The organism is Achromobacter sp. B7, assembly GCF_003600685.1.
GTDB classification, from domain to species: Bacteria; Pseudomonadota; Gammaproteobacteria; order Burkholderiales; family Burkholderiaceae_B; genus Achromobacter; species Achromobacter spanius_B.
The window spans coordinates 3,746,957-3,772,367 of record NZ_CP032084.1; the positions used below are offsets into that span (position 1 = coordinate 3,746,957).

Consider the following 25,411-nt stretch of genomic DNA (forward strand, 5'->3'; position numbering starts at 1 on the left):
TGCAAGAAAACCCCGCCCGGAATCGCGCAAATCGCGCATAATCGTCCAGTGCAGCGCATTGTCGAACCGCCCAGCCCAGGGCGGCATACCCGGCGCCGAACGCCCCTCAGGGCGCGGCAACGGGAATCGCGGCGCATTCGCCCTGCGGCCCTGGCCGCATAAACCGGAACACGACCCTAGCCACGACGAGACCGCCGGACCACCGGCGCGGCGCCCAGCAAGGTCAAACGCGTAGGCGTCTTGCCACCAGACGCCGCCGCGAGGAGTACGCGCATGAGCATTACCTATCGGCCCCCCTTCGACGAAGACGATGAACGGGATCTGCGCGCCCTGTACCGCAAGCCCGGACCCGGCAGCAGCCCCGAACTGGACGCGGCGGTACGTCGTGCCTGGCACCCTGGCCACAGCTGGCACCCCGGCTGGGCAGCCGCCGCCTGCGCCGCCATGGTCGCCGGCTTGTTCGCCTGGACGGACATGCGCGAAGCCGCGGACATGCACGAGCAGAATTCGCCGCTGACCGCCTCCCATGACAGCAGCACCGACCGCAACCCCGCCCCCATTGCATTGACGGAAGCACTGGTGGGCAAGTCGGCCACTGTGGCCCAACGCGTCTCTGCCCCCCAAAACGAACCTGCCGCTGTCCCGCCGCTACCGGCAGCCACCGCCGAACCGCAACCGCAAGCCGCCCCCGCGGGCGTTGCACAGGAAGGCGACGCCACCGCCACCGAGGTCGTGGCGTTCAGCGAAGCCGATATCGAAGCCCGCGTGGCGCACATCCGGCAGTTGGTGCAAGACGACCAGCAAGCCGATGCCGTGCAGGCCTTGCACGAACTGCAACAAGGCGCGCCCGACCTGGCCTTGCCCGACGACTTGCAGGAATTGGCGCAGCAGAACCCCGCTTGACGGCAGGGCATAGCGACGCCGCACTGCTTGCCCGCACCGCCGCCCGCCGCGCCCATCAGGCGCCGCCGGCGGCGCCTGATGGGCGCAAGACGCATCAAAATTTGTGGTCAAAAAATGGGCGGCTTCTTGCTAACATAGCCGCCATGAGTCCCAGCTTCCACCACCGCAATCTTCCCCACCTGCTGCTATACGCGCGCGAAACCCTGATGGCGCATTTCCGCCCCGTGCTGCACGCGGCCGGCGTCACCGAGCAACAATGGCGGGTGTTGCGCACCCTTAGCGAAACGGGCGCGATGGAGCCCAACCAGATTGCGCGCAGTTGCCAGATCCTCAGCCCCAGCCTGACCCGGATGCTGGCCGGCATGGAAGAACAGGGCCTGATCAAGCGTGCCCGCTCCAGCGCGGACCAGCGTCGCCAGGAAATATCCCTGACGCCCAAAAGCCACAAGCTGATCGACCGCATGCGCCCGCAGGTGGACGCGAAGTATCAGGAAATCGAGGCCAAGATCGGCAAGGAATTGCTCGACCGCCTGTATCAGGACGTGGACACAATGGTCGAGCTGATACGCCGCGACCCGCCCCCGGCCGACGCCAAGGAAACGGCCGACGCGTAGCAGCATCGGCCCGCCACCTGCCGAAACTTAGTCCGGCACCGGAAAGATCGCGTTGATCTGCCCCGTGCCCGAACTGGTGAAGTAGTCGGTGACGATTTCCACCGGCCTGTCGTAGCCGTCCCACCCCAGCAGGCCCAGCAGCATGGCGGTGTCGTGCATGCCGCCCTCGCCCACGCACAAATCGGCGTATTCGGGCAGCATGGCGCAAAACGTCTTCCAGTCGCCCTGGCGCCAAAGATCGACGACGCGCAAGTCCACCTGCTTGAAAAATTCGCGGCTGATCTGGTGCATCGCGGCTTCGGGGCTGTTGTTGTCGTTAAAGCGATGCGACAACGACCCGCTGGCCAACACGGCAACGCGGCTGTCGCTGGCCTGGATGGCCTGGCCCAACGCCGCGCCAAAGCGCCGGCTTTCGTCCAGGCCGTGCCAGGCGCACCATGCCGCTACCGACACCACCTTGAAGCGGCCATCGGCGTTCATGTAGCGCATGGGCACCAGCGTGCCGTATTCCAGTTCCAGGCTGTCGATTTCGTGGCTGCGCGTGCCCACGCCCGCCGCGTTGGCGCTTTCGGCGATGCGGCGACCCAGATCGGGGTTGCCGTCGTACGCGTAGTGCATGTCCTTGATGAAATGCGGCAGTTCGTTGCTGGTGTAGCAGCCCTTGAAGGCGCGGTTGGCGTTGACGTGATACCCCGCGTTCACCAGCCAATGCACGTCCAGCACCACGATCGTGTCCACGTCCAGCTCGCGGCAGCGTTGGCCGATGATGCGGTGGCCTTCGATGGCGGCCTCGCGGCAACCGTGATGTTTGCCGGGAAGCTCCGACAAGTACATCGACGGCACGTGGGTCACCTTGGCGGCCAGTGCAAGCTTACCCATGATGGTTGTCTCCTTGTTGCATTCACACGCCCCATCTGGGGATGTGGTGGCTGCCCATCGACACGCACACGTTCTTGATTTCGGCGAACACCTCGTAGCTGTATTCCCCGCCTTCGCGTCCCGTGCCGGATTCCTTGGTGCCGCCGAACGGCTGGCGCAGATCGCGTACGTTTTGGCTGTTGATGAACACCATGCCTGCTTCGATGCCACGCGCCAAGCGGTGCGCGCGGCCGATGTCGCTCGTCCAGATGTACGAGGCCAGGCCGTATTTGACATCGTTGGCCAGCGCCAGCCCGTGGGCTTCGTCCTTGAACGGGATCAGGCAGGCGACCGGCCCGAAAATTTCTTCCTGCGCGCAACGCATGCGGTTGTCCACGTCGGCCAGCACCGTGGGCCGCACGAAATTGCCGCGCGCCAGATGCGCGGGCAACCCTTCCGGCTTGCCCGCGCCGCCCGCCAGGATACGCGCCCCTTCCTGTTCGGCCAGCTGAATGTAGCCGGTGACCTTTTCCCAATGCTGACGCGTGATCATCGCGCCCACGTGAGTGGCCTCATCAGCAGGGTCGCCGACCACCAGGCGCTGGGCGCGCGCGGCGAACTTTCGCACGAAATCGTCGTAGATGGATTGCTGCACGAAGATGCGCGAACCCGCGGTGCAGCGTTCGCCGTTCAGCGAAAAAATCGTGAAGAGCGCCGCGTCCAGCGCGCGGTCGACATCAGCGTCGTCAAAAATCAGCACGGGCGATTTGCCGCCCAGCTCCATCGAATATTTCTTGATGCCGCCCGCGTTGGCCATGATTTTCTTGCCGGTGACCGTGCCGCCGGTGAACGAGATGGCGCGCACGCCCGGGTGCCGCACCAGCGCATCGCCCGCGTCCGCGCCATAGCCCTGCACCACGTTCAGCACGCCGGCGGGAATGCCGGCTTCGAGCGCCAGCCGGCCCAATTGGTCGGCGGTCAGCGGGGACAATTCAGACATCTTCAACACGGCGGTATTGCCCAGCGCCAGGCACGGCGCCGTCTTCCAGGTGGCCGTCATGAAGGGCACGTTCCACGGTGACACCAGCGCGCACACGCCCACCGGCTGATACAGCGTGTAGTTCAGCATTTGATCGTCCACCGGATAGGTGTGGCCGTTCATGCGGGTGCAGACTTCGGCAAAGAAATTGAAGTTCTCGGACGCGCGCGGAATCAGCTGTTTGCGCGTTTGCGAAATGGGCAGGCCCGTGTCCTGGGTTTCCAGTTCGGCCAGGTGCGGCACGTTGGCGTCGATAAGTTCGCCCAGGCGGCGCATCAACCGCGCGCGCTCCTTGGCGGGCGTGTTAGCCCACTTGGGAAACGCGTCCGCCGCCGCCGCCACGGCCGCGTCGATTTCTTTCTGCCCGCCCGCCGCCACTTCGGCAATGGCCTCGCCCGTGGCGGGGTTGTAGGTGACGAAGCGGTCAGCGCTATCGACCTGCTGGCCGTTGATCCAATGCTTGATGCTCACGTGCGGCTCCTCGTTCTTATCGCGGCGCAATGCGTCGCCCCATTTAATTAACACGTTAACTTTATGCTGCCGGGATGGCGCTGTCAACGGTGGGATTCCCGGGTCGCATCGCGCGTCTGGCGCATTGCCGTCGATCCGCTTTCCCGCTATTCTAATTAACATGCTAACTATTTTGGCGGAGACACCATGCCCCATATCTGGATCGAGTATTCAGGCAACCTCGCCCTGGATACCCGTGCGCTGATGCGCGCGGTGCAAGGCGCCGCCGTCGGCGACGGCAGCTTGTTTCCGCTGGCAGGCGCCCGCACCCGGGCACTGCGTGTGGACGACTGCCTGATCGTGGACGGCCACCCCGACAACGCGTTCGTGCACGTGGTGCTGCGCATCGGCCACGGCCGCACCGACGCGCAAAAGGCCGCGTTGGGCGAGCGGGTGTTCCTGGCGCTGAACACCGCGCTGGCGCCGCACCTGGCCATGCGGCCCTTGGGCATTTCGATGCAGATCGAAGAAGCGGACCCGGTGCTGAACTACAAGCACAACAACTACCGCCACTATCTTGCGCAACGCGCCGAAGCGGCCAGCGCGGCCTTGGCGCAGCCGCCGCGCACCGTGGTCGGTGTGGCGCTCAACACGCGCCAGTCGCTTGACGCATTGGGCGACGCCGTCAACGCGCCGCCCTACAAGGCCGCCCCGCGCGCACCCGTGCTGTACATCAAGCCCGCCAACACCTATGCGCGCGACGGCGACACCATCACGCTACCCGCCGATGTGCAAGAGGTGCAGGTAGTCGCCTGCCTGGGCGTGGTGTTCGCGCGCCGCGCCAGTCGTGTCAGCCAGGCGGATGCGCTGGACTACGTGGCGGGCTATCGCGTGGTGGCGGACCTTTGCGTGCCGCACGACAGCTATTTCCGACCCGCCCTTAAACAACAGTGCCGCGATGGGTTCTGCCCCATCGGCGACACGCTGGCGCCGGTATCGCCGGCAATCAATCCGGATGCGTTGGACATCGAAGTGCTGGTGGACGGCGTCGTCAGGCAGCGCGCCAGCACGGCCGACCTGTTCCGCCCCGTTGCGCGCCTGATCGCCGACGTGACCGAATTCATGAGCTTTGACGCCGGCGACATCCTGCTGGTGGGTACGCCGCACGATGCGCCACGCGTGCGCGCGGGGCAACGCTATGACATCCGCATCGCGCAGGTCGGCACGCTGGGCAACACGTTGGCCGCAACCTGAGGACATCACCATGAAACACGCACGCATCGCTTACGAAGGCGTCATCCACTCCGTTACCGAAGCCGACGGCGAGCCGGGCAGCGTACTGCTGCCGGACGGGCGCGTCCTGGCCGAAGACGCGGTGACATGGTTGCCGCCCATCGAACCGCGCACCACCTTCACACTGGCCATCAACTACGCGGATCACGCCAAGGAACTGGCGTTCAAGGCGCCCGACGAGCCGCTGGGTTTTCTGAAGGCCGCCAACACGTTCGTGGGCCATCGCGCGCACACACTGCGCCCGGCCGACGTGGCATTCATGCACTACGAGTGCGAGCTGGCCGTGGTCATCGGCAAGACGGCGCGCAACGTCACGCGCGGGCTGGCCTACGACTATGTCGCGGGCTACACGGTGGCCAACGACTATGCGCTGCGCGACTACCTTGAAAATTGGTATCGCCCCAACCTGCGCGTGAAAAACCGCGATACGTGCACGCCGCTGGGCCCCTGGCTGGTGGACCGCGACGATGTGCCCGACCCCATGAACCTGACGCTGCGCACCACGGTCAACGGCGTTCAGACCCAGCTTGGCAACACGCGCGACATGGTGTTCGACGTGCCTGCGCTGATTGAATATTTCAGCAGTTTCATGACCTTGTCCCCAGGCGACCTGATCCTGACCGGCACGCCGGACGGCATCGTCAACGTCATGCCCGGCGACGTGGTCGTGACGGAAATCGAAGGCGTCGGAAGGCTGGTCAACACGCTGGCGCCCTTCCCGTCTTAACCCTAATCCGGACCTTCCATGCTAGACACCCAAACCGTACGCAGCATCGCCGCGCGCCTGCATGAAGCAGAACGCACGCGGACGCAGATCCGCCAGATTTCGCTGGACCATCCCGACATCGATATCGCCGACGCCTACGCCGTCCAGCGCGCCTGGATGGACATCAAGCTGGCCGAAGGCCGCACCCGGCGCGGTCACAAGATCGGTCTGACGTCCCGCGCGATGCAGCAGTCATCGCAGATCGACGAGCCCGATTTCGGCATGCTGCTGGACGACATGTTCTTCGAGGATGGCGGCACCATTCCCGCCGGCCGCTTCATCCTGCCGCGTCTGGAAGTCGAGCTGGCCTTCGTGCTGGGCAAGCGGCTGCAAGGCCCGCACGTGACGCTGTTCCAGGTGTATGACGCGGTGGACTACGTGATCCCCGCGCTGGAGATCATCGACGCGCGCTCGCACGGCATCGACCCCGACACCAAGCGGCCGCGCAAGGTGTTCGACACCATCGCCGACAACGCGGCGAACGCAGGCGTGGTGATGGGCGGGCGGCCTATAAAGATGGGCGATTTCGACCTGCGCTGGGTCGGCGCGATTTTGTCGCGCAACGCCGTGATCGAAGAAACCGGCGTGGCGGCGGGCGTCTTGAATCACCCGGCCAATGGCGTAGTATGGCTGGCTAACAAGCTGGCCGCCCACGACGTGGCGCTTGAAGCGGGCGAGATCATTCTGTCGGGTTCCTTCACCCGCCCCGTTGCCGCCCGGCCGGGCGACACCTTCCACGTCGATTACGGGGCGCTGGGTTCCGTCAACTGTCATTTCAACTAACACGGCACGCCGTCCATGGACATCCTGACCAATACCTTCAAGCAAGCCTTGCGCGACCGCCAACCCCAGATCGGCCTGTGGGCCGGCCTGGCCAGCGCCTACACATCTGAAATCATTGCGGGGGCCGGCTTCGACTGGCTGCTGATCGACGGCGAACATGCGCCGAACACCTTGCAGACCACCTTGTCGCAATTGCAATCCGTGGCCGCCTATCCGGTGGCGCCCGTGGTGCGCCCGGCGTGGAACGACCCGGTGCAGATCAAGCAGATCCTGGACACCGGCGCGCAGACCTTGCTGGTGCCGATGATCCAGTCCGCCGACGAAGCGCGCGCGGCCGTGGCGGCGGTGCGCTATCCGCCGGCCGGCATCCGGGGCGTGGGCAGCGCGCTGGCGCGTTCGTCGCGCTGGAACCGCATCCCCAACTACCTGGAACGCGCCAACGATCAGATGTGCGTGCTGGTGCAGATTGAAACGCCGGCCGGCATCGACGCGCTGGACGACATCCTGGCGGTGGATGGCGTGGACGGGGCCTTCATCGGCCCAGCCGATTTGTCCGCGGGCATGGGCTTTTTGGGGCAGCCGGATCACCCCGAGGTGCTGGCAACCATCGACCAGGCCATTGCGCGCATCGTGCGGTCTGGCAAGGCCGCGGGCATCCTGCACAGCGGCGTGGCGCAGGCCAAGCACTACCTGTCGTTGGGCGCGACCTTCGTGGCAGTTGGCGTGGATGCCGTGTTGCTGGCGCGCGCGGCGGAAAACCTGGCCGGCGAATTCAAGGACGTGCGGCCGGTGGCGGCGGGCAAAGGCCCCTACTGAATCCGCGACGCATCAAACGGGCAGAAAAAAAGCGCACCGACTAATTCCGGTGCGCTTTTTGTTTGGACATGACCGTGATCAGGATCGGCCGGCCACGCTGCCGCCGCCGTCCACGCCCAGCACCTGGCCGGTAATGAACCCCGCGTCGTCCGACAGCAGGAAGGCAATGGCGGCCGCCACTTCGGCCGGCGTGCCCAGTCGCTTCATGGGCACGGAGGCCAGCGCGCGCTTTTCGCCATCGCTACCTGCCGGGCGGGTGGCGCGGAACATTTCCGTTTCAATCGGGCCGGGCGCGACCGCGTTGGCGGTCACGCCGTATTCGGCCAGTTCAAGGGCCCACGTGCGGGTGCAGCCCACCAGTGCGCTCTTGGCGGCCGAGTACGCCGTACGGTCCAACCCGCCATGGATGGCGCGGCTGACCACGTTGACGATGCGGCCGGCGCGGCGCACCTTCATGGATTCGATGAACGCCTGGGTGACCTGCACCGCCACGCGCACATTCAGGTCCAGCACGTTGTACAGCGTGGCCAGGTCGATTTCGCCCAAGGGCTGCGGCGACGCAATGCCCACGTTGTTGACCACGGCGTCCACCGGAAACTTCTCGCGGATTTCGCGCAGCACTTCCTCGGTGCGGCCGGCGTCAGCCAGGTCACAGGCATACAGATAGCCGGGAAAGTCCACATCGGTGGTGTTGCGCGCAATGCCGACCACATGACAGCCCATGTCGGACAGACGCTGCGTCAGCGCCCAGCCTATGCCCTTGGTGGCGCCCGTAATGAGCACACATTTGTCCTTCATGGATTGAAACCTCGTCGTCAGATTGCTGGGTCAAAAACGGGCGCGTGGGCGCCCGGTGTTCCAAGTAGACACCATCCGGGGATGGCTGTCTTGTAAATTGCGTAGCAATTTCTGCCCACCGGACACCCGGCCAAAATCGGCCAGGTCGGGCGGCGATACGCTCAGGCGTCGCGGCTGACCGGCACGCGTGGCGCCAGGGCGCACAGCAATTCGTAGCCGATGGTGCCGGCGGCCTGTGCCACTTCGTCCACCGAGGGGCCGTCTTCGCCCCACAACACGACGGGCGCGCCGACACCGGCGGCGGGAATCGGGTCCAGGTCGACGATCAGCATGTCCATCGACACGCGGCCGACCAATTGCGTACGGATGCCCGCCACGACCACGGGCGTGCCGGTGGTGGCGTGGCGCGGGTAGCCGTCGGCGTAGCCGCAGGCGACGATGCCGATCCGCATGGCGCGTTCGGCGCGGAAAATCGCACCGTAGCCCACGGAATCGCCCGCCTTCAGTTCCTGCACGGCGATGATTTCAGAGGCCAGCGTCATGGCCGGCTTCAGGCCGAAGGACGCGGCTTCGGCATCCGCGAACGGCGACGCGCCGTACAGGCAGATGCCCGGGCGCACCCAATGGGTCTGAGTGGGCGAGCTGACGGCGATGTCGGCAAAGCGCAGCGTGGCGGCCGAGTTGCAGACGCTGATGGTGCCGGGCATCTTATGCGTCACCGAATTAAACAGGGCCAGCTGCTCGCTCACGCCCTGGGGGCCGTCGGCGCAGGCAAAGTGCGTCATCTTGCCCACCGACCCCAGCGTGCCCTGCTGCTGTAGCAACATGGCGCGTTCATGGGCAGCGGGGTAGGAAGCCGGGCTGAAACCCAGGCGGTTCATGCCGCTGTTGAGCTTGAGCATGACATCCACGCGCCGGGTGAAACGGGCGCGCGATAGCATGTCCAGCTGCTCGCGATTGTGTACCGTGGTGCTCAGGTGATAGCGGTCGACCAGATCCAGGTCGGCGGGTTTGAAGAACCCTTCCAGCAGCAGGATCGGGCCGCCCCAACCGGCCTCGCGGCAGCGCACGGCCTCGTCCAGGTCCAGCATGGCCAGGCCCTGCGCCTTGGAAAACCCCGTCACCGCCTGCTCGATGCCATGGCCGTAGGCATTGGCCTTGATGACTGCCCAGATGGACGGCGGCAACCCGCCCGCGGCGGCGGCGGTCTGTTCAAGATGGTGGCGCACGGTGGCAAGATTGTGCGCAAGCGCGGAGACGGAGACGGTGGCGGATATGGGGCGCGGCATGGTGTGGGATCCTGTGGCGCTTAAGTCTAACTGATCGCCGCCCGAGAGGGAGGGCATCTGCAATGACATCTCTGATGGCATCGCGCCCCCAAAGGCGACTACTCTAAAATGGTGCGATCCCGTCCCGGGACCGCCCTCTGTACCGCTATCCATGTCCATCGATCACTACGAGAACTTTCCCGTCGCCTCGCTGCTGTTGCCGCGCAGGCTGCGCGGCGCCGTGACCGATATCTACCGGTTTGCCCGCGCCGCGGACGATATTGCCGATGAAGGCAGCGCGTCCGACGAAGAACGGCTGGCGCAACTGGCGGCTTTCCGCACCGAACTGCACCGCATCGGCGCCGAACCGGGCGTGACGCCCGCGCCGGGCTTGCCGCCGCTGGCCGACATCTTTACGCCGCTGGCCCAGACCATCGCGCGCCACCAACTGCCCATCACGCCGTTCTACGACCTGCTGTCCGCATTCGAGCAGGACATCACCGTCAAGCGCTACGAAGACTACGGCACGCTTGCCGACTACTGCACGCGCTCGGCCAACCCGGTGGGCCGCCTGATGCTGCATCTGTTCGACGCGTGCAGCCCCCAGGACGTGGCCGAAAGCGACGCCATCTGCACCGGCTTGCAGCTGGTGAACTTTTGGCAGGACGTGCGGGTCGATTGGCACAAGCAGCGCGTGTACCTGCCGCAAGAAGACCTGCGCCGCCATGGCATTACCGAAGAAGACCTGGCGGCGTGCCGGCTGACCCCGCAATGGCGCGAGCTGATGGCCTTCGAGGTCGAACGCACGCGTGCACTGCTACACTTCGGCGCTCCGCTGGCGCGCCGCTTGCCCGGCCGCATCGGCCTGGAGCTGCGCCTGGTGGTGCAAGGCGGGCTGCGCGTGCTGGAGCGTATCGAGGCGAGCGGCTACGATGTATTCATGAACCGCCCCGAATTGGGCGCCAAAGACTGGGCCATCATGCTGTGGCGCTCTATCAAGTAACAGGCCCTGCCTATCTATGACCCCTGACGAATATTGCCAGGAGAAAGCCGCCAAAAGCGGTTCCAGCTTCTACTACTCATTCCTGTTCCTGCCGCCCGAACGCCGCCGCGCGATCACGGCGCTTTACGCCTACTGCCGCGAAGTGGACGACGTGGTCGACGAATGCACCGACCCGTCGCTGGCCCGCATCAAGCTGGCCTGGTGGCGCACGCAGGTCGACCAGATGTTCGACGGCAAGCCCGATCACCCCGTGACGCGCGCGCTGCAACCGCACCTACAAACCTGTTCCATCACCCGCGAACGCTTGCTGGCCGTGGTGGACGGCATGGAAATGGACCTGGACCAGACGCGCTACCTGGACTGGCCCGGCCTGCGCAAATACTGCTGGCACGCGGCCGGCGTGGTGGGCGAATTGTCCGCCGGCGTGTTCGGCTATAGCGATCCCAAGACGCTGGTCTATGCCGAAAAGCTGGGCCTGGCGTTCCAGATGACGAACATCATCCGCGACGTCGGCGACGACGCGCGCCGGGGCCGCATCTACATCCCGGTCAACGACATGCAGCAGTTCGAGGTCAAGGCCTCGGACATCCTGAATGGCGAATACTCCGAGCGCTTCAGCGCGCTGATGAAGTTCCAGGCCGATCGCGCCCGCGAACTCTATCGCGAAGCCATGAGCAACCTGCCCGAGGTCGACCGCCGTTCGCAGCGGCCGGGCTTGATGATGGCGGCCATCTACTACGCGCTGCTTGATGAAATCGAGCGCGACAACTGGCAGGTGCTGCACCAGCGCATCTCGCTCACGCCACTGCGCAAGCTGTGGCTGGCCTGGAAAACGTGGGTGGGCGGCGGACGCGGACTGGTCCGCCGGCTGGCGCGGTGAAGGCGGCGGTAATCGGCGCGGGCTGGGCCGGCTTGGCGGCCAGCATCGCGCTGCGCGAAGCCGGCGCCAAGGTCACGGTATTTGAAGCCGGCCACACGCCCGGCGGCCGCGCGCGCCGCGTCTTCCATGAATCGTTTGAAGCGCCGCTGGACAACGGCCAGCACATTTTGTCGGGCGCCTACCGGCATACGCTGGCGCTGATGCGCCGCGTGGGCCGCAACCCCGATGCGCTGCTGATGCGCCGGCCGCTGCGGCTGGCCAGCCTGGACGGGCGCTTTCGCCTGTCCGCGCCCCGGCTGCCCGCGCCCCTGCACATGGCCGCCGCCTTGCTGTTTGCACGCGGCCTGAGCTGGGCCGACCGCTATGCGTCGCTGCGCCTGATGCGCGGTTTGAAAGCCATGTCCTGGTCTCCGCCGCGCGACTGGACAGTGCTGCATCTGCTGCACTATCACGCGCAGTCCGATGCGCTGATCCGGCAGCTTTGGGAACCGCTGTGCCTGGCGGCGCTGAACACCCCGTGCGCCACCGCCAGCGCCACACTGTTTGCGCGCGTGTTGCGCGACAGCCTGGCAGGCACGCGCGAAGACAGCGATCTGCTGCTGCCCTGCACCGACCTGTCGGCGCTGTGGCCCGACGCCGCGGCGCGCCAGGTCACCATGCGCTACGGCAACACGGTGCGCCAGCTGCATCCGTCGGACGACGGCATTGTGGTCAACCAGGAACGCTTTGACGCCGCCGTGCTGGCCGTGCCCCCGACGTACGCGGCTCGCTTGCTGGACGCGTCCTTGCGCCAAGCCGGCGCGACGGGCCTGCTGGAAGCGCTGAAGGCCTTTGACTACCTGCCCATCGCCACCCTGAACGTGCGGCTGGCCGAACCCTGGCGGCTGCCCGAACCCATGATGATGCTGCGCGAGGAAGCCGCGCGCGGGCATGTGGGGCAATGGGTTTTTGACCGTGCGCAATTGGCGGGTGACGCCAAGGCGGGCGAATTTGCCGTGGTGGCCAGCGCCGCCACCAGCATCGCCGAACGCAACCGGCGCCAGGTGATCGAAGCGCTGATCGACCAGGTGGCCGAACAGGCGGCGCGCCATCCCGCGCGTTTGCCCCCCATGCCGGAAGTGACGGCGGCCGAACTGCTCATTGAAAAGCGCGCCACTTTCGCGGCGGTGCCGGGCGTGACGCGCCCACTGAACACTACCCCATGGCGCACGCTGGCCCTGGCGGGCGACTGGACCGATACCGGCTACCCCGGCGTGCTGGAAGGCGCGGTGCGCAGCGGCCTGCAAGCCGCTCGCGTGTTGAACCCCCGCGCCGATTAACGCGTGAACGCGGCGGGCGCAAGCCCGCCGCCCGCGCGTAGCGGCAGGGCTTGGCCGTAGCGCGTAGCCGCAGGGCTTGGCCGTAGCGCTTGGCCGTAGCACCCAACCCCAGCGTTTTGCCGCGGCACTTAACCGTGGCGCCTGACGCCTACCGCCTTACGCCTAACGCCTTGCGCCTCGCGCATCGCGCATCGCGCCTTGCCCCTAGCGCAGCCAGTGCACCGTGGCGATGCCCGCGGCCGTCAGCGCCAAGGACCCCGCCAGACTCACCCCCGCATAGCCCAGGGCCGTACCATACGCGCCGCGCTCAAGCATCGATACCGTTTCCGCCGAGAAGGTGGAAAACGTCGTCAAGCCTCCCATGAACCCGGTGATGGCGCCCAGCCGGATCCACGTCGGCCATTCGGGGTGCCCGGCCACCAGCGCCAACGCCACGCCCACGAAATAACCGCCCGCCAGATTCACCGTGAACGTGCCCCAGGGCCACGACTCGACGTTCAGCCACAGGCTGACCAGCCAACGCGTCCAGGCACCCAGCACGGCGCCCAGGCCCACGGCCAGGAAATTCAACGGGATCAGGGTTTGATAGGCAGACATAAGTCGGGGCGCCTGACATCGGCCGGCGCGCAAGGCAAAAGACCAGCAGCAGCATAACGCGCCCAAGGCGCAGCCGCGCAACAACCGTCAACGCGCAGCGGCGTAGGGATCGTGAACGCGCCGGCGCGTGGGAACCGTCAACGCGCCACCCGCTTTGCCCCCGCGCCGCCTTCGAAATCGATTGAAATCAGCGTCCGTGAACCGCCCGGTCTTTTATACGAGTAATTCTCATTAAATGTTAGAATCCGCCGCTTCAAACCGAATCCCGCATGGACAGTCAACCCACTCCACGGCGCCGGGCCTACTGGCTCAAGACGCTGCATCAATGGCATTGGATCAGCTCGGCGCTATGCCTGCTGGGCATGCTGCTGTTTGCTGTCACCGGCCTCACGCTGAACAACGCGTCGCACATCGAATCCCGTGCGGTGGTAACGAGCCGGCAAGCGCAATTGCCCGGCCCCGTCCTTAAGCAACTGACCGCGCCGTCCGACCAGAAAAAGGCGCCGTTGCCGGCCCCTGTCGCACGGTGGCTGGACGATACGCTGGATGCCGGGGCCGCGGGCAGGGCCGCCGAATGGTCCGCCGACGAGGTCTACCTGTCATTGCCCCGCGCGGGCGGCGACGCCTGGCTGTCCATCGACCGCGCCAGCGGCGATGTCGAATACGAGCGCACCGATCGCGGATGGGTGTCTTACCTGAACGATTTGCACAAGGGCCGCAACACCGGCCTGGCCTGGAGCTGGTTCCTGGACATCTTCGCCGTTGCCTGCCTGGTCTTTTCGCTGACCGGGCTGGTGCTGCTGAAGATGCACGCCGGCAACCGCAGCGCCACCTGGCCCATGGTGGGGCTGGGCGTCGTGATTCCCGTCGTCCTGGCGCTGCTCTTCATCCACTGATGCTCGTCCCCTGATTCCTTCGATCCGCCCCTGGAGATTTCCATGCGCAAACTGTTGTTGTCGGCCCTCTTGGCCGGCGCGATCGCCCGAACGGCCAATGCGGCCGACATCGGCCTGTCCATCGAGGTGCCGCGCCTGGATGTGGCCGAATACCACCGCCCGTACGTCGCGATCTGGATCGAAAACCCCGACCAGAGCGTGGCCGCCGACCTGGCCGTCTGGTACGACGTGGCCAAGAAGAACAACGAAGGCACCGAGTGGCTCAAGGACATGCGCCAATGGTGGCGCCGCAGCGGCCGCAACCAGCAGTTCCCGGTGGACGGAGTCAGCGGCGCGACCAAGCCCGTGGGCAAGCACACGCTGAGCTTTGACGCGGCCTCCAAGCCCTTGGCATCCCTCAAACCCGGCCAGTACGCGGTCGTGGTGGAAGCGGCGCGTGAAGTCGGCGGCCGTGAATTGGTGCGCATTCCCTTCCAGTGGCCCGCGCAAAAGGCCGAACAACTGACCGCGCAAGGCGAACACGAACTGGGCGCCATCGCGCTCAACCTCAAACCCTGATGCCCCGCATGCCTTCAAGGACCGCAACCATGAAATCCGCCGCCAAACTGGCCGCCGCCCTGGCGCTGTGCCTGCCCTTTGCCGCCCACGCGCATGACGTGTGGATCGTGCCGTCGTCCACCGTGCTGTCGGGCACCGACAGCTGGATCACCGTTGACGCCGCCGTCGGCAACGACAAGTTCTACTTCAACCATGCGCCGATGCGCCTGGACGGCCTGGCCGTCATCGCGCCGGACGGCAACCCCGCCGAAGCCGAAAACCTGAACCGTGGCAAGCTGCGCAGCACGTTCGACCTGCAACTGAAGCAAAGCGGCACGTATCGCGTGGCCGTGGTCAACGACGGCGTGTTTGCGCGCTGGAAGGAAGACGGCAAGAACAAGCGCTACTTCGGCAAGGTCGAAGGCATGGCGCAGGCGGTACCCGCCAACGCGCAAGAACTGGAAGTGTCCCAAAGCCTGGGCCGAGTCGAAACGTTCGTGACGGCGGGCAAGCCGTCGACCATCAAGCCGGTGGGCCGTGGCCTGGAGCTGGCGCCGGTCACGCACCCGAACGACTTATTCACGGACGAAGCGGCCAGCTTCCAGATGCTGCTGGACGGCCAGCCCGCCGCCAACCTGGAAGTGAACGTCGTACCCGGCGGCAGCCGCTATCGCGACAAGGTCGGCGAGATCAAGCTGACCACCGACAAGGACGGCAAGTTCTCGGTCAAGTGGCCGCAGCCCGGCCTGTACTGGATCGAGGCCGGCATGGAAGACGCCAAGGTCAGCGTGCCGAAGGCAACCAAGCGCCGCCTGTCCTACGCCGGCACCGTCGAAGTGCTGCAACCCTGAGGCGTGCGCGTGTCGGCAGCCCGGTCCTATGCGCCTCGCGGCACGGCGCCCCCCGCCGTGCGCGTGAGCTATGGCGCCATGCCGGCGGCGCGCCCCGCATCCCCAGCGTTGTCAGCATCGCCAGCCTTGTCAGCGTTGCCCGCCGTGGCCACGTGGTCCGCGCCGACCGCGCTGCCTGCCCCGCCCGCACAGCCCGCGCTGGCAGCGTTAGCGGGCGCGACCATGGGCACAACGTGGTCCGCACGCCTGGCGCTGCCGGCCCGCATCGACAGTGCCGCCGCGCGCCGCGCTATCCAGGCGGCGCTGGACGACGTCGTGGCGCAGATGAGTACCTGGGAATCGGCCTCCGACATCACGCGGTTCAACCGGGCCCCAGAAGGCTGGCAGGTGCTGCCCGACGGTTTTTTCTACGTGCTGCGCCATGCCCTGGCCTTGGCCGAGGACAGCGGCGGCGCGTATGACCCAACGGTGGGGCCGCTGGTCAACGCCTGGGGCTTTGGCCCGCACCAGCGCGCGTTTGAACCGCCCTCGCCTGCCGCCATCGACGCGGCGCGCGCGCGTTGCGGTTGGCGCCGCGTGCCGCTGGACGTGGCACGGCAAGCCGCGATGCAGCCCGGCGGCACGTACCTGGATCTGTCTTCCATCGCCAAAGGCCATGGCGTGGACCGCGCGGCCTTGGCGCTGGACGCGCTCGGTATCTCGCAATACCTGGTGGAAGTGGGCGGCGAATTGCGCGCGCGCGGCAGGCGGCCCGATGGCCAAGCCTGGCGCGTCGCGATCGAGGTGCCGGATGCCAGCGACCAGCACGCGCTGGCCTTGCCCCTGCAAGACCTTTGCATCGCCACGTCCGGCGACTATCGGCGACACGCCGGCAGCGGCGACGCACGCTATGCCCACACCATCGATCCGCGTAGCGGGCAGCCGGTGCGCAACAACGTGGCGTCCGTGTCCGTGCTGCACGCCGAATGCATGCAGGCGGACGCGCTGGCCACGGTCTTGACGGTGCTGGGCGAGGCCGACGGCCTGGCCTACGCCCGCCGCCACGACCTGGCGTCCCTGTTCATCCTGCGCGACGCCCACGATTACCGCGTCGTCGCCACCCCGGCGTTTCAGGCGCTGGCCCGAACTTCCTGACCCGATGAGCCCTACCCGATTGTTCGCCGCAGCGTGCGTGGTGGCAGTGTGGCTGCTGCTGTGCCTGTGGGCGTGGCGCCGCGCGCGGCGGCATCAGGCCAGCCAGGCGCGGGCGCTGGCCGCCTTGAGCCTGAACGCCGACGGGGGTTCTGATTCCGATGCCGTGCTGATCGCATATGCCAGCCAGACCGGCTATGCGGAGGCCCTGGCCGAACAAACCGCGCAATCACTGCGCGCGGGCGGCCTGACGGTGCATGTGGCGTCGCTGGGGCAGCTGGATGTGGCGCGCTTGTCGGGGCAATCGCCCGCCTACCGCCGCGTGCTGTTCGTGGTCAGCACCTATGGCGAAGGCGATCCGCCCGACGCCGCGGCCGCCTTTGCCAGCCAGATGCAGGCCGCGCCCTCCCGGGCATTGGCCGGTGTGCAGGTTGCGGTGCTGGCGCTGGGCGATAGCGAATACACGCGGTTCTGCGGTTTTGGGCATCAGCTGAACGACTGGCTGCACGCCCAGGGCGCCACCCCCTTGTTCGACATGGTGGAAGTGGACAACGGCGACCCCGCTGCGCTGCGCCACTGGCAACATCACCTGAGCCTGTTGACCGGCCGCAGCGACCTGCCCGATTGGCAGGCGCCGGACTACGAACCGTGGCGGCTCGCAGCGCGCACGCTGCAAAACCCCGGCAGCGCGGGCGGTCCATGCTACCTGTTGACGCTAACCCCGCCGGCCCACGGCAAGCCAAGTTGGCTGGCTGGCGATATCGCGGAAATCGGCCCCCGGCTGGAACGCGGCGGGCCGATGCAAGCACACCGCGAATATTCCATTGCGTCGCTGCCGGAAGAGGGGGCCATTGACCTGCTGGTGCGCCAGATGCCCGGGGCAGACGGCGGCCTGGGCGTAGGTAGCGGCTGGCTGACACAGGTGGCGCAGGTGGGCGATCAGATCGATCTGCGCGTACGCACCAATCGCAACTTCCATGCGCCGGACGATGGCCGTCCGATGATATTGGTGGGTAACGGCACCGGGCTGGCCGGGCTGCGCGCGCTGATCAAGGCGCGACGCGCGGCGGGGCATCGACGCAACTGGCTGATCTTCGGCGAACGCAACGCCGCGCACGATGCATTTTGCCGCGCCGACATCGACGTCTGGAAAGCCGACGGCACGCTGGAACGCGTGGACACCGTTTATTCGCGCGACCAAGCCCAGCGCCGCTACGTGCAACACGTGCTGCGCGAGCAAGCCGATGCGTTACGCGCCTGGGTGGCGGACGGCGCCGCCATCTACGTCTGCGGCAGCCTGCAAGGCATGGCGTCCGGGGTAGACGCGGCACTGCAAGACGTGCTGGGCGACGACGCCTTGCAGGCGTTGCTGCACGCCGGCCGTTACCGGCGCGACGTGTACTAAGGCTACGGCGCTGCGCCCGACACTATCGCAGCCGGGACCTGCCGCAGCCCGGCCCCAGTTGCTGATTGCGGCTTGATCTCGCGCGGATCGATCTCATTGCAGCTTGATCGCATCGCAGCTTGATCGCATCACAGCCGGCCCGCATCACAGCCAGATCTCATTGCAGCTTGATCTGCGCGCGGTCGATCACCGTCTTCCAGCGGTCGCGTTCCGTGCGAATTTGTTCCGCGAATTCCGCCGGCGTATTGCCCAGTGCAAAGGCGCCCGTTTCCTCCATCTTCGCCGCCGTGGCCGGGTCGCGCACGGCTTGCGCAAACGCCTGGGCCAGCTTGTCGCGCACATCGGCGGGCATGCCGGCCGGGCCCACCACGCCGTACCAGGCCGTGACGTCGTAGTCCTTGTAACCCTGCTCGGCGAACGTCGGCACATCGGGCAGGCGCGGGTTGCGCTCGGTGCCCGTGATGGCCAGCGCGTGCAGATGCTTGCTTTTCACATACGGCAGCGACGACGGGAAATTATCGAAGATGACCGGTACCACGCCGCCCACCGTATCGGTTAACGCCGGCGCCGAGCCCCGGTACGAAATACTGTTCATCTTGCCGCCGATGATCTGCAAGAACCAGATCATGCCCAAGTCGTTCACCCCGCCCGCGCCCGCGTTGGCGTAGCCGTCCTTGTTCGGATTGGCGCGCACGTGCGCCACAAAATCGGCCAGCGTCCGTGCCGGATAGCTCGGGTTGACGCTAAGAATATTGGGGCTGGTGACCAGGTTGCTGATCGGCGTGAAATCCTTGACCGGGTCGTAGGCCAGGTTGGGGAACAAGTGCGGCGCGGTGCCGTGCGTGCTGACGGTGGCCAGGCCCACGGTGTAGCCGTCGGGTTTGGCGCGCGCCGTGGCCGCCATGCCGATGGTGCCGGACGCGCCGGTACGGTTTTCCACCACGATCTGCTGGCCCAGGATCTCGCCCGCCTTGGCCGCTGCGACACGGCCGACGATGTCGGTGGGGCCACCCGCCGGGAACGGCACGATAAGGGTGATGGGATGGTCCGGGAACGCGGCGTGGGCGGTGGGCAACAGCGCCGCCAGCGCCAGGGCAATCAATGTCTTTTGCATCATGATGGGTTTGTCTCCTTGGGGTTTTTGTATGTGGCTTCGCGCCGCAAGATCTTGCCGGGGCGGTTCATGCCCGGCGTTTCCGGGAATACCGGTTGGCCATTGACCAGCACGTGTTCAACGCCAATGGACGGCAGCGTCGGCGCGTCCCAGGTGGCGCAATCGGCCACGGTGTCCGCGTCGAACACCACGATGTCCGCCCAGGCGCCCACGCTGAGCTGGCCGCGCCCGGACAGCCCGAACACGCGCGCGGGCAACGCCGTCATCTTGGCCACGGCGGCTTCAAGCGTCAGCAATTCGGCCTCGCGCACATAGCGGCCCAGCACCCGCGTGAAGCTGCCCCACAGGCGCGGATGCGGGTGCGCATCATTGGGCAGGCCGTCCGACCCGACCATGCAGCATTCGTGTTGAAAGATGCGCTGCACTTCGGTCTCGTCCATAGCGAAGTAAATGGCGCCTGCCGGACACAGCCGCTGCGCGGCCTGCGTCTTGTCGCAGCCCCAGCGCGTGGCAATGTCGGCCAGCGATTCGCCGCTGCATTCCGGATGCGGTACCGACCACGTAATGCGAATGTCGTCGATGCTGTCGGCGCGTTCGGGAATCAGGATCGTCGAGCTGCCGGGATACGGGTAGATGTCCAGCGCCACGTCGATGCCCTCGGCGCGCGCGCGGTCGATGTTGGCCAGCGTGACGCGGCTTTTGCCCCAGTTGCGCGGCATCATGCACTTGTGGTGCGACAGCACCGTGGCGCAGCCCGTGTTGCGCCCGACGGAAAGCACCTCGTCCACGGCGGCTTCAACCTCGTCGCCTTCGTTGCGGATGTGGCTGGTGTGCAGCGCGCCGTGCGCGGCCGCCACGCGGGCCAGGCCGTCCAGTTCATCTTGTTGCGCGGCGCCGCCCGGCTGGTAGGCCAGCCCTGTGCTGAAACCCACCGCGCCGGCCGTCAACGCATCGTCCAGCATGCGCTGCATGGTGTCCTGCTCGTCCGGCGTTGGCGTGGCGGTCGGGTCGCGCATGGCGGCCAGGCGCAGGTTGGCGTGGCCCACCAGCGCCGCGACGTTGATCATGGGTTGCTGCGCGCGCAGGGTATCGAAATAGGCGTGCATGTCGGCAAACAGCGGCGTTTCGCCCAGCAGCGCCAAGGCCGCCGCCGTATTGCCCGGCAAGGGCGCGGGCGCGCCGCTGACGCCGCAATTGCCCACCACCACCGACGTAATGCCCTGGCTGGTCTTCCACGGCAAGCCGGGCTTTTCCACGAACATCAAGTCATCGTGACCGTGCGAATCGATGAACCCGGGCGCCACAATCTTGCCGCGCGCATCGATGCGGCGCGTGGCCTGGACCTGGGCCAGGTCGCCGATGGCCGCCACGCGTTCGTCTTTCACCCCTACGTCCGCCAGCCGTCGCGGGCCGCCCAGGCCATCGATGACCCAGCCGCCTTCAATGATCAGATCCAATTTTCCGTGTTGCATGTTCGTCCTGCCTGGATGAAGCCCCTAGTATCGTCCGGCCAATCAATCTGGAAAAATTGTTTTTATTGATCCATCTATCGTGGTTTGAAATGAATCGCCTGCCCAAGCATGTCACCTTGAAGCACCTGACCGCGTTTGTCGCGGTGGCCCAGGAATCCAGCTTCACGCACGCCGCCAAGCGGCTGTTCCAGACCCAATCGTCCGTGACCAGCCTGGTGCGCCAGCTGGAAGACGCGCTGGCCACGCAGCTGTTCGCGCGCACCAGCCGGCGCGTGCTGCTGACCGCGGCGGGCGAAGAATTTTTGCCGCGCGTGATGCGCTTGCTGGCCGATTTTGATGGCGTGATCGAAGACGTGGTGCGCTATGGCGCGCTGGAGCGCGGGCGCGTGGGCGTGGCCGCCGCGCCATCGGCCATCACCGAAATCATCGCGCCGGCGGCGGCCGCATTCGCGGCCCAATATCCCGCCGTGCGCCTATACCTGAGCGACGACAATTCCGGCCGCATCCAGCGCAAGGTGGCGGCGCGCGAAGTGGACTTCGGCTTGACCAGCCGGTGGGCCGATGCGCCCGGTCTGCACTTTGAACCCTTGCTGGAAGACCGCTTCGGCGTGTTGTACCGGGCCGATGACCCGCATCTGAAGCCGGGGCGGGACGGCACGATGCGCTGGTCGGACCTGGCGGGGCGCAAATTGGTGGGGGTGGTGGACGAAACCGGCATCATGGCGTTGCTGCGCGCCCGCGCCGACTTGCCGATCGAGGCCGGCGCACCGTTCTACGAAGCGTCCAGCACCACGTCGCAGGCGGCGCTGGTCAAGGCCGGGCTGGGCGTGGCGCTGTTGCCGGCGCTGGCCGCCGCCCGGGTACAGGAACCCGGCTTGGCCTATGCGCTGCTGGCGCGCCCGACGGTGGTGCGCACGGTGTGCGTCATCCGCCATAAGGAATACCCGACCAGTCCGGCGGCGCAGGCGTTGATCCGCGCGATCCACGATTACCTGCGCGGCGCGCCACTGCCCGCCGGGTGCAAGCGCGTGCCTGCCAGCCGCAAGACGCTGGCCGAAATGCCGCTGACCTAAATGCTGCTGAAATAAATGCCGCTGACCGAAATGCCGCTGACCGAGATGCCGCTGGCTTAGCGGAGGCGACTGCGCTATCCGCTATGCCTGGCCGGCGCGCAGCTTTTCGTCCAGCGCCGCCAGGCCCGCCGCGAACACATTCTGCCCCACGGCATGGGCCACATCGGCAAGCTCGGCGCCTTCGACACGGAAGTCCGCCCACCATTGCACCAGCGTGTGTTCGCCCGATGGCTGCCCCGATGTCTGCTCAGACTGCGTGATGCGATGCAAGGACACGCCCGCCGTGTAGTCGCGCATGGGCAGGTCGGTTTCAATGATCGAATAGCGCAGCGCCGCGTTGGGGTCGTCCAGCATCAACAACTGTTCGCGCACAAAGCCCGATGGTTCAAGCGCCAGATACCGCACGCTGCCCACCGCGTCATGGCGCCCGTCCGCTTCCAGGCGGCTTTGCGCCACGCCCGGATGCCAGGCGGCCAGGCCGTTGAAATCGCGAAAGCACGGCCACACCTGTTCAAGCGGTGCGTGGACAACGGCACTGACGAAGACGGTATGCGACATGAGCACCTCAGAAGGTCAGGTTTTTGAATTCGCGGGTGGCGGCGGTCAAGGCCAGTTCCGTGGGCAGGCGTTCCATCGAACTGGCGCCGTAGAAACCATGGCATTGCTTGCAGTGGCGCAGCACGTAAGCGGCGTCCTGGGGGGTGGCGATGGGCCCGCCGTGGCATAGCACGATGATATCCGGACGCACCGCCAGCGCGGCATCGGCAATGCGGTCGATGGCGGCAACGCAATCGTCCAGCGTCTGCGACGTTTCCGCGCCGATGGACCCGCCCGTCGTCAGGCCCATATGGGCCACGATGATGTCCGCGCCCGCTTTCGACATGGCGACGGCGTCGTCCTCGTTGAAAACGTACGGCGTAGTCAGCATGCCCTTTTGATGGGCCAGGCGGATCATGTCGACTTCCAGCGCGTAGCCCATGCCGGTTTCTTCAAGGTTGGCGCGGAACGTGCCGTCGATCAGGCCGACGGTGGGAAAGTTCTGCACGCCGGCAAAGCCCTGGCGTGTCAGGTCATCCAGGAACACATCGAAATCGCAGAACGGATCGGTGCCGTTCACGCCGGCCAGCACGGGCGTCTTCTTGACCACCGGCAGCACTTCGCGGCCCATGTCGACCACGATCTCGTTGGCGTTGCCGTAGGCCAGCAAGCCGGCCAGCGAGCCGCGTCCCGCCATGCGATAGCGGCCCGAGTTATAGATGACGATCAAGTCGATGCCACCCGCTTCCTCGCACTTGGCCGACAAGCCCGTGCCCGCGCCACCGCCGACGATAGGCGTGCGGGCGCGCACCATGGCGCGAAACTTGTCCAGCAGTTCGTTACGGTCAAAACGCGGCATGGGGCCTTCCTTAATGGGTAGCGAATTCAAGGGGTAGCGAATTCAACGGGTAGCGATGTCAAGAAATTGGTCCACCGCCGTCCTGGCGAACAGCGGGTCGTTGATATGGCACGGCACGCGCACCAGGCGGCGGTCGGCGGTCTGCACCACATTGGCCTCAAGCGCCGCGAACAAGGCGGCGTCGGCCTCGGGGTTCCAGAACGCCTGGCCCGGTGCATCCAGCGCTGATACGCCGCCTTCCGGTATCAAGAAGCGCACGGGTCCATTGCATTGGTTCAGCTTCTCGGCGATCCACTCGCCCTGCCGTCGATTTTCCTCGACCGTGGTGCGCATCAGCGTCACCTGCGGATTGTGCGGATAGAACTGGCGGCCCTGATAGCGCTCGGGAACGGTGTCCATGCCGCCAAAATTGACCATGTCCAACGCGCCGCAAGACCCCACATAGGGCGCGCCCGTGCGAGCCACGGCGCCGAAGCGGTCTTGCGTGCAGGCCAGCACGCCGCCAAAAAGAAAGTCGCAGACTTCGGTGGTCGTCAGGTCCAGCACGCCGGCCAGCAAGCCGCTGTCCAACAGCTTTTCCATCGACTGCCCGCCCGTGCCCGTGGCGTGGAACACCAGGCAGTCATAGCGCGATTCCAGCAGCGGGGTCACCTGCTGCACGCAGGCCGTCGTGACGCCGAACATGGTGATGCCCACGGCGGGGCGGCCATCATCGGCGGTGGCGCTAGCCGCGGCCATGCGATGCGCGCCGGCAATGGCCCCCGCCGCATTGGCCAGCACGCGGCGCGAAATGCGGTTCAGCCCGGCCACGTCGGTCACGGAATACATCATCGCGATGTCGGACGGGCCGACATAGGGCGCGACGTTGCCCGATGCCATCGTGGACACCATCACCTTGGGCGTGCCGATGGGCAGCGCGCGCATGGCCGGGGCGATCAGCGCCGTGCCGCCGGAGCCGCCCAGGCCCAACAGCGCGCCGATGCCGGCGTGGCCGGCCACGTAGCGCTCGAACGCCAGCGCCATGGCGGCGATGGCCGTGCCGCGATCACCGGTGAACACGGCTTCCGCCCCGCCCGGGTGGCTGGCGGCGACGTCGCGCGCCTGAATCTGCGCGGCACTGGGCGCGCCCGTGGTGGACACGTCCACCGACACCACGTCCACGCCGTCGCGGCGCAGCAGGTCCACCACGTACTCGGCTTCCTGGCCCTTGGTGTCATAGGTGGCGGCAACAAATACCCGCCGGTTCGAATGCGTCATGGCTCCTCCGCGGGCGGCTACACTCGGTGCGCGCCTCGATATGTGAGGCCCTGAAGGCCTGTGTAGAATCAAGAAATGAGACGAAAGAATCATACTGAGACGCCTGTCTCACGTCAAACTCCCGCCGTCCCGGCCAGCCGTTCGGCCACGAGCGGCACAGCCCGGCTGATCGCGCCCGCCAGCCGTCAGGCCGAGGCCAGCGGCGAACCGCCGCACGGGCCACGCGCCCGCATGCGCAAGACCTTGCTGGACGCAGCGCAACAGCTGATGGCCCAGGGCATCACCCCGTCGGTAGCGGAATTGGCGGAACATGCCAAGGTGTCGCGCGCAACCGCGTATCGCTACTTTCCCAGCCAAAGCGCATTGATCGCGGCCGTGGTGGACGAAAGCCTGGGCCCCATCCTCGCCTGGGATTCCGACTCGTCCGACGCAGCCGCCCGTGTCGACGAACTGCTGCGCTTTGCCTACCCCCGGCTGGCGTCCCACGAAGCGCCGCTGCGCGCGGCCATCATGGTGTCGCTACAGCAGCATGCGCAAGCCAGCGCCGGCAAGGACGCCGCCGAGCCTCGACTGGTGCGCGGCCATCGCGTCGACATCCTCAAGCGCGCCATCGCGCCGCTGGCGCAGACATTGACATCCGCGCAACAGGACCGCGTGGCGCAAGCGCTTTCGCTGGTGTATGGCACCGAAGTGTTCCTGGTGTTGAAAGACATCTGGCAACTGGACCTGCCCGCCGTCACGGACGTGGTGCGCTGGACGGCCAACGCCATCATCACGCAGGCGCTCGCCGAAGCGGGCACCGGCGCGGGCACCGGCGCGGGCTCGGGCGTGGGCAAGGCCAAGGGCGGCAGCACGCGCAAGCGTTAGGCACCCGCGTCGTATCGCGGTGGCC

At 66.6% G+C, this 25,411-nt stretch carries 26 protein-coding genes; 16 read left to right on the forward strand and 10 right to left on the reverse strand.

Annotation, left to right across the window (positions count from 1 at the left end):
- Nucleotides 1–273 precede the first annotated feature (273 nt).
- The gene (locus DVB37_RS16855; protein ID WP_120156255.1) at nucleotides 274–903 is read left to right on the forward strand and encodes a hypothetical protein; all 630 of its coding nucleotides are present in this window, start codon (nucleotides 274–276) and stop codon (nucleotides 901–903) included.
- Nucleotides 904–1,046: 143 nt separating this feature from the next.
- On the forward strand, nucleotides 1,047–1,517 hold the full coding sequence (gene hpaR / locus DVB37_RS16860; protein WP_104144408.1) for a homoprotocatechuate degradation operon regulator HpaR: 471 nt from the start codon (nucleotides 1,047–1,049) through the stop codon (nucleotides 1,515–1,517).
- A 27-nt stretch (nucleotides 1,518–1,544) separates the two neighbouring features.
- Here hpaR and hpaD read toward each other — a convergent pair whose 3' ends face one another.
- Both hpaD and hpaE read right to left on the reverse strand, forming a co-directional pair.
- Nucleotides 1,545–2,396, reverse strand: coding sequence for a 3,4-dihydroxyphenylacetate 2,3-dioxygenase (gene hpaD, locus DVB37_RS16865; RefSeq protein WP_046804726.1), 852 nt, complete (start codon nucleotides 2,394–2,396; stop codon nucleotides 1,545–1,547).
- Between the two features lie 22 nt (nucleotides 2,397–2,418).
- Nucleotides 2,419–3,885 carry a 5-carboxymethyl-2-hydroxymuconate semialdehyde dehydrogenase gene (gene hpaE, locus DVB37_RS16870; RefSeq protein WP_120156256.1) on the reverse strand — a complete coding sequence of 489 codons (1,467 nt, stop codon included), beginning with the start codon at nucleotides 3,883–3,885 and terminating at the stop codon, nucleotides 2,419–2,421.
- Between the two features lie 186 nt (nucleotides 3,886–4,071).
- Here hpaE and DVB37_RS16875 point away from each other — a divergent pair, with 186 nt between their 5' ends.
- The 4 genes from DVB37_RS16875 to hpaI are packed head-to-tail and all read left to right on the forward strand — an operon-like array spanning nucleotide 4,072 to nucleotide 7,522.
- Nucleotides 4,072–5,118, forward strand: coding sequence for a fumarylacetoacetate hydrolase family protein (locus DVB37_RS16875; protein WP_120156257.1), 1,047 nt, complete (start codon nucleotides 4,072–4,074; stop codon nucleotides 5,116–5,118).
- 10 nt (nucleotides 5,119–5,128) lie between these two features.
- Nucleotides 5,129–5,884 (forward strand): fumarylacetoacetate hydrolase family protein, encoded by a 756-nt coding sequence (locus tag DVB37_RS16880; protein WP_120156258.1) that lies wholly within the window; start codon nucleotides 5,129–5,131, stop codon nucleotides 5,882–5,884.
- A gap of 18 nt (nucleotides 5,885–5,902) precedes the next feature.
- The gene (gene hpaH / locus DVB37_RS16885; RefSeq protein WP_120156259.1) at nucleotides 5,903–6,706 is read left to right on the forward strand and encodes a 2-oxo-hept-4-ene-1,7-dioate hydratase; all 804 of its coding nucleotides are present in this window, start codon (nucleotides 5,903–5,905) and stop codon (nucleotides 6,704–6,706) included.
- A 15-nt stretch (nucleotides 6,707–6,721) separates the two neighbouring features.
- Nucleotides 6,722–7,522 carry a 4-hydroxy-2-oxoheptanedioate aldolase gene (gene hpaI / locus DVB37_RS16890; protein WP_046804731.1) on the forward strand — a complete coding sequence of 267 codons (801 nt, stop codon included), beginning with the start codon at nucleotides 6,722–6,724 and terminating at the stop codon, nucleotides 7,520–7,522.
- 78 nt (nucleotides 7,523–7,600) lie between these two features.
- Here the strand turns inward: hpaI and DVB37_RS16895 are convergent, their stop codons facing one another.
- Both DVB37_RS16895 and alr read right to left on the reverse strand, forming a co-directional pair.
- On the reverse strand, nucleotides 7,601–8,320 hold the full coding sequence (locus tag DVB37_RS16895; protein ID WP_046804732.1) for an SDR family oxidoreductase: 720 nt from the start codon (nucleotides 8,318–8,320) through the stop codon (nucleotides 7,601–7,603).
- 161 nt (nucleotides 8,321–8,481) lie between these two features.
- Nucleotides 8,482–9,609 (reverse strand): alanine racemase, encoded by a 1,128-nt coding sequence (alr, locus tag DVB37_RS16900; RefSeq protein WP_046804733.1) that lies wholly within the window; start codon nucleotides 9,607–9,609, stop codon nucleotides 8,482–8,484.
- Between the two features lie 151 nt (nucleotides 9,610–9,760).
- On the opposite strand from alr, the gene hpnC reads away from it, so the two are divergent.
- The 3 genes from hpnC to hpnE are packed head-to-tail and all read left to right on the forward strand — an operon-like array spanning nucleotide 9,761 to nucleotide 12,790.
- Complete coding sequence (gene hpnC, locus DVB37_RS16905) at nucleotides 9,761–10,591, forward strand: squalene synthase HpnC (RefSeq protein ID WP_120156260.1); 831 nt, start codon at nucleotides 9,761–9,763, stop codon at nucleotides 10,589–10,591.
- Between the two features lie 16 nt (nucleotides 10,592–10,607).
- Complete coding sequence (hpnD, locus tag DVB37_RS16910; protein WP_046804735.1) at nucleotides 10,608–11,471, forward strand: presqualene diphosphate synthase HpnD; 864 nt, start codon at nucleotides 10,608–10,610, stop codon at nucleotides 11,469–11,471.
- The gene (gene hpnE, locus DVB37_RS16915) at nucleotides 11,468–12,790 is read left to right on the forward strand and encodes a hydroxysqualene dehydroxylase HpnE (RefSeq protein WP_120156261.1); all 1,323 of its coding nucleotides are present in this window, start codon (nucleotides 11,468–11,470) and stop codon (nucleotides 12,788–12,790) included. The genes hpnD and hpnE overlap by 4 nt, the downstream gene beginning before the upstream one ends.
- Nucleotides 12,791–12,994: 204 nt before the next feature.
- On the opposite strand, the gene crcB is transcribed toward hpnE, so the two are convergent.
- Nucleotides 12,995–13,387: a fluoride efflux transporter CrcB gene (crcB, locus tag DVB37_RS16920; RefSeq protein ID WP_046804737.1), complete on the reverse strand. Its 393-nt coding sequence runs from the start codon at nucleotides 13,385–13,387 to the stop codon at nucleotides 12,995–12,997.
- Nucleotides 13,388–13,656: 269 nt separating this feature from the next.
- Here crcB and DVB37_RS16925 point away from each other — a divergent pair, with 269 nt between their 5' ends.
- The 5 genes from DVB37_RS16925 to DVB37_RS16945 are packed head-to-tail and all read left to right on the forward strand — an operon-like array spanning nucleotide 13,657 to nucleotide 18,207.
- Entirely contained in the window at nucleotides 13,657–14,283 is a 627-nt protein-coding gene (locus DVB37_RS16925) for a PepSY-associated TM helix domain-containing protein (protein WP_120156262.1), read from the forward strand.
- Nucleotides 14,284–14,325: 42 nt separating this feature from the next.
- The gene (locus tag DVB37_RS16930) at nucleotides 14,326–14,841 is read left to right on the forward strand and encodes a DUF2271 domain-containing protein (protein WP_046804739.1); all 516 of its coding nucleotides are present in this window, start codon (nucleotides 14,326–14,328) and stop codon (nucleotides 14,839–14,841) included.
- 29 nt (nucleotides 14,842–14,870) lie between these two features.
- Entirely contained in the window at nucleotides 14,871–15,671 is an 801-nt protein-coding gene (locus DVB37_RS16935; RefSeq protein WP_104144401.1) for a DUF4198 domain-containing protein, read from the forward strand.
- A 9-nt stretch (nucleotides 15,672–15,680) separates the two neighbouring features.
- Nucleotides 15,681–16,805, forward strand: a complete 1,125-nt coding sequence (locus tag DVB37_RS16940; protein ID WP_120157534.1) for an FAD:protein FMN transferase — start codon at nucleotides 15,681–15,683, stop codon at nucleotides 16,803–16,805.
- A 4-nt stretch (nucleotides 16,806–16,809) separates the two neighbouring features.
- A complete protein-coding gene (locus DVB37_RS16945; protein ID WP_120156263.1) occupies nucleotides 16,810–18,207 on the forward strand; it encodes a sulfite reductase subunit alpha in 1,398 nt (465 codons plus the stop codon).
- Nucleotides 18,208–18,364: 157 nt separating this feature from the next.
- On the opposite strand, the gene DVB37_RS16950 is transcribed toward DVB37_RS16945, so the two are convergent.
- Both DVB37_RS16950 and DVB37_RS16955 read right to left on the reverse strand, forming a co-directional pair.
- Nucleotides 18,365–19,324, reverse strand: a complete 960-nt coding sequence (locus DVB37_RS16950; protein WP_162941235.1) for a tripartite tricarboxylate transporter substrate binding protein BugE — start codon at nucleotides 19,322–19,324, stop codon at nucleotides 18,365–18,367.
- Nucleotides 19,321–20,793 carry an amidohydrolase family protein gene (locus DVB37_RS16955; protein ID WP_120156264.1) on the reverse strand — a complete coding sequence of 491 codons (1,473 nt, stop codon included), beginning with the start codon at nucleotides 20,791–20,793 and terminating at the stop codon, nucleotides 19,321–19,323. Before DVB37_RS16955 ends, DVB37_RS16950 begins: the two co-directional genes overlap by 4 nt.
- A gap of 89 nt (nucleotides 20,794–20,882) precedes the next feature.
- Here DVB37_RS16955 and DVB37_RS16960 point away from each other — a divergent pair, with 89 nt between their 5' ends.
- Nucleotides 20,883–21,866 (forward strand): LysR family transcriptional regulator, encoded by a 984-nt coding sequence (locus DVB37_RS16960; RefSeq protein WP_120157536.1) that lies wholly within the window; start codon nucleotides 20,883–20,885, stop codon nucleotides 21,864–21,866.
- Nucleotides 21,867–21,947: 81 nt separating this feature from the next.
- Here the strand turns inward: DVB37_RS16960 and DVB37_RS16965 are convergent, their stop codons facing one another.
- Genes DVB37_RS16965 through DVB37_RS16975 form a run of 3 tightly spaced genes read right to left on the reverse strand, consistent with a single transcriptional unit; the run spans nucleotide 21,948 to nucleotide 24,519 of the window.
- Nucleotides 21,948–22,424 (reverse strand): SRPBCC family protein, encoded by a 477-nt coding sequence (locus DVB37_RS16965; protein WP_120156265.1) that lies wholly within the window; start codon nucleotides 22,422–22,424, stop codon nucleotides 21,948–21,950.
- A gap of 7 nt (nucleotides 22,425–22,431) precedes the next feature.
- Nucleotides 22,432–23,262 carry a phosphoenolpyruvate hydrolase family protein gene (locus DVB37_RS16970; RefSeq protein ID WP_120156266.1) on the reverse strand — a complete coding sequence of 277 codons (831 nt, stop codon included), beginning with the start codon at nucleotides 23,260–23,262 and terminating at the stop codon, nucleotides 22,432–22,434.
- Nucleotides 23,263–23,304: 42 nt separating this feature from the next.
- Nucleotides 23,305–24,519 carry a Tm-1-like ATP-binding domain-containing protein gene (locus tag DVB37_RS16975; RefSeq protein ID WP_120156267.1) on the reverse strand — a complete coding sequence of 405 codons (1,215 nt, stop codon included), beginning with the start codon at nucleotides 24,517–24,519 and terminating at the stop codon, nucleotides 23,305–23,307.
- Nucleotides 24,520–24,684: 165 nt separating this feature from the next.
- On the opposite strand from DVB37_RS16975, the gene DVB37_RS16980 reads away from it, so the two are divergent.
- Nucleotides 24,685–25,386, forward strand: coding sequence for a TetR/AcrR family transcriptional regulator (locus tag DVB37_RS16980; RefSeq protein WP_240434156.1), 702 nt, complete (start codon nucleotides 24,685–24,687; stop codon nucleotides 25,384–25,386).
- Nucleotides 25,387–25,411 lie beyond the last annotated feature (25 nt).

Coding starts and splice junctions, on each gene's coding strand:
- DVB37_RS16855 (WP_120156255.1), top strand. CDS start 274: ATGAGCATTACCTATCGGCCCCCCTTCGACGAAGACGATGAACGGGAT.
- hpaR (WP_104144408.1), top strand. CDS start 1,047: ATGAGTCCCAGCTTCCACCACCGCAATCTTCCCCACCTGCTGCTATAC.
- hpaD (WP_046804726.1), bottom strand. CDS start 2,396: ATGGGTAAGCTTGCACTGGCCGCCAAGGTGACCCACGTGCCGTCGATG.
- DVB37_RS16875 (WP_120156257.1), top strand. CDS start 4,072: ATGCCCCATATCTGGATCGAGTATTCAGGCAACCTCGCCCTGGATACC.
- DVB37_RS16880 (WP_120156258.1), top strand. CDS start 5,129: ATGAAACACGCACGCATCGCTTACGAAGGCGTCATCCACTCCGTTACC.
- hpaH (WP_120156259.1), top strand. CDS start 5,903: ATGCTAGACACCCAAACCGTACGCAGCATCGCCGCGCGCCTGCATGAA.
- hpaI (WP_046804731.1), top strand. CDS start 6,722: ATGGACATCCTGACCAATACCTTCAAGCAAGCCTTGCGCGACCGCCAA.
- DVB37_RS16895 (WP_046804732.1), bottom strand. CDS start 8,320: ATGAAGGACAAATGTGTGCTCATTACGGGCGCCACCAAGGGCATAGGC.
- alr (WP_046804733.1), bottom strand. CDS start 9,609: ATGCCGCGCCCCATATCCGCCACCGTCTCCGTCTCCGCGCTTGCGCAC.
- hpnC (WP_120156260.1), top strand. CDS start 9,761: ATGTCCATCGATCACTACGAGAACTTTCCCGTCGCCTCGCTGCTGTTG.
- hpnD (WP_046804735.1), top strand. CDS start 10,608: ATGACCCCTGACGAATATTGCCAGGAGAAAGCCGCCAAAAGCGGTTCC.
- crcB (WP_046804737.1), bottom strand. CDS start 13,387: ATGTCTGCCTATCAAACCCTGATCCCGTTGAATTTCCTGGCCGTGGGC.
- DVB37_RS16925 (WP_120156262.1), top strand. CDS start 13,657: ATGGACAGTCAACCCACTCCACGGCGCCGGGCCTACTGGCTCAAGACG.
- DVB37_RS16930 (WP_046804739.1), top strand. CDS start 14,326: ATGCGCAAACTGTTGTTGTCGGCCCTCTTGGCCGGCGCGATCGCCCGA.
- DVB37_RS16935 (WP_104144401.1), top strand. CDS start 14,871: ATGAAATCCGCCGCCAAACTGGCCGCCGCCCTGGCGCTGTGCCTGCCC.
- DVB37_RS16945 (WP_120156263.1), top strand. CDS start 16,810: ATGAGCCCTACCCGATTGTTCGCCGCAGCGTGCGTGGTGGCAGTGTGG.
- DVB37_RS16950 (WP_162941235.1), bottom strand. CDS start 19,324: ATGATGCAAAAGACATTGATTGCCCTGGCGCTGGCGGCGCTGTTGCCC.
- DVB37_RS16955 (WP_120156264.1), bottom strand. CDS start 20,793: ATGCAACACGGAAAATTGGATCTGATCATTGAAGGCGGCTGGGTCATC.
- DVB37_RS16960 (WP_120157536.1), top strand. CDS start 20,883: ATGAATCGCCTGCCCAAGCATGTCACCTTGAAGCACCTGACCGCGTTT.
- DVB37_RS16965 (WP_120156265.1), bottom strand. CDS start 22,424: ATGTCGCATACCGTCTTCGTCAGTGCCGTTGTCCACGCACCGCTTGAA.
- DVB37_RS16970 (WP_120156266.1), bottom strand. CDS start 23,262: ATGCCGCGTTTTGACCGTAACGAACTGCTGGACAAGTTTCGCGCCATG.
- DVB37_RS16975 (WP_120156267.1), bottom strand. CDS start 24,519: ATGACGCATTCGAACCGGCGGGTATTTGTTGCCGCCACCTATGACACC.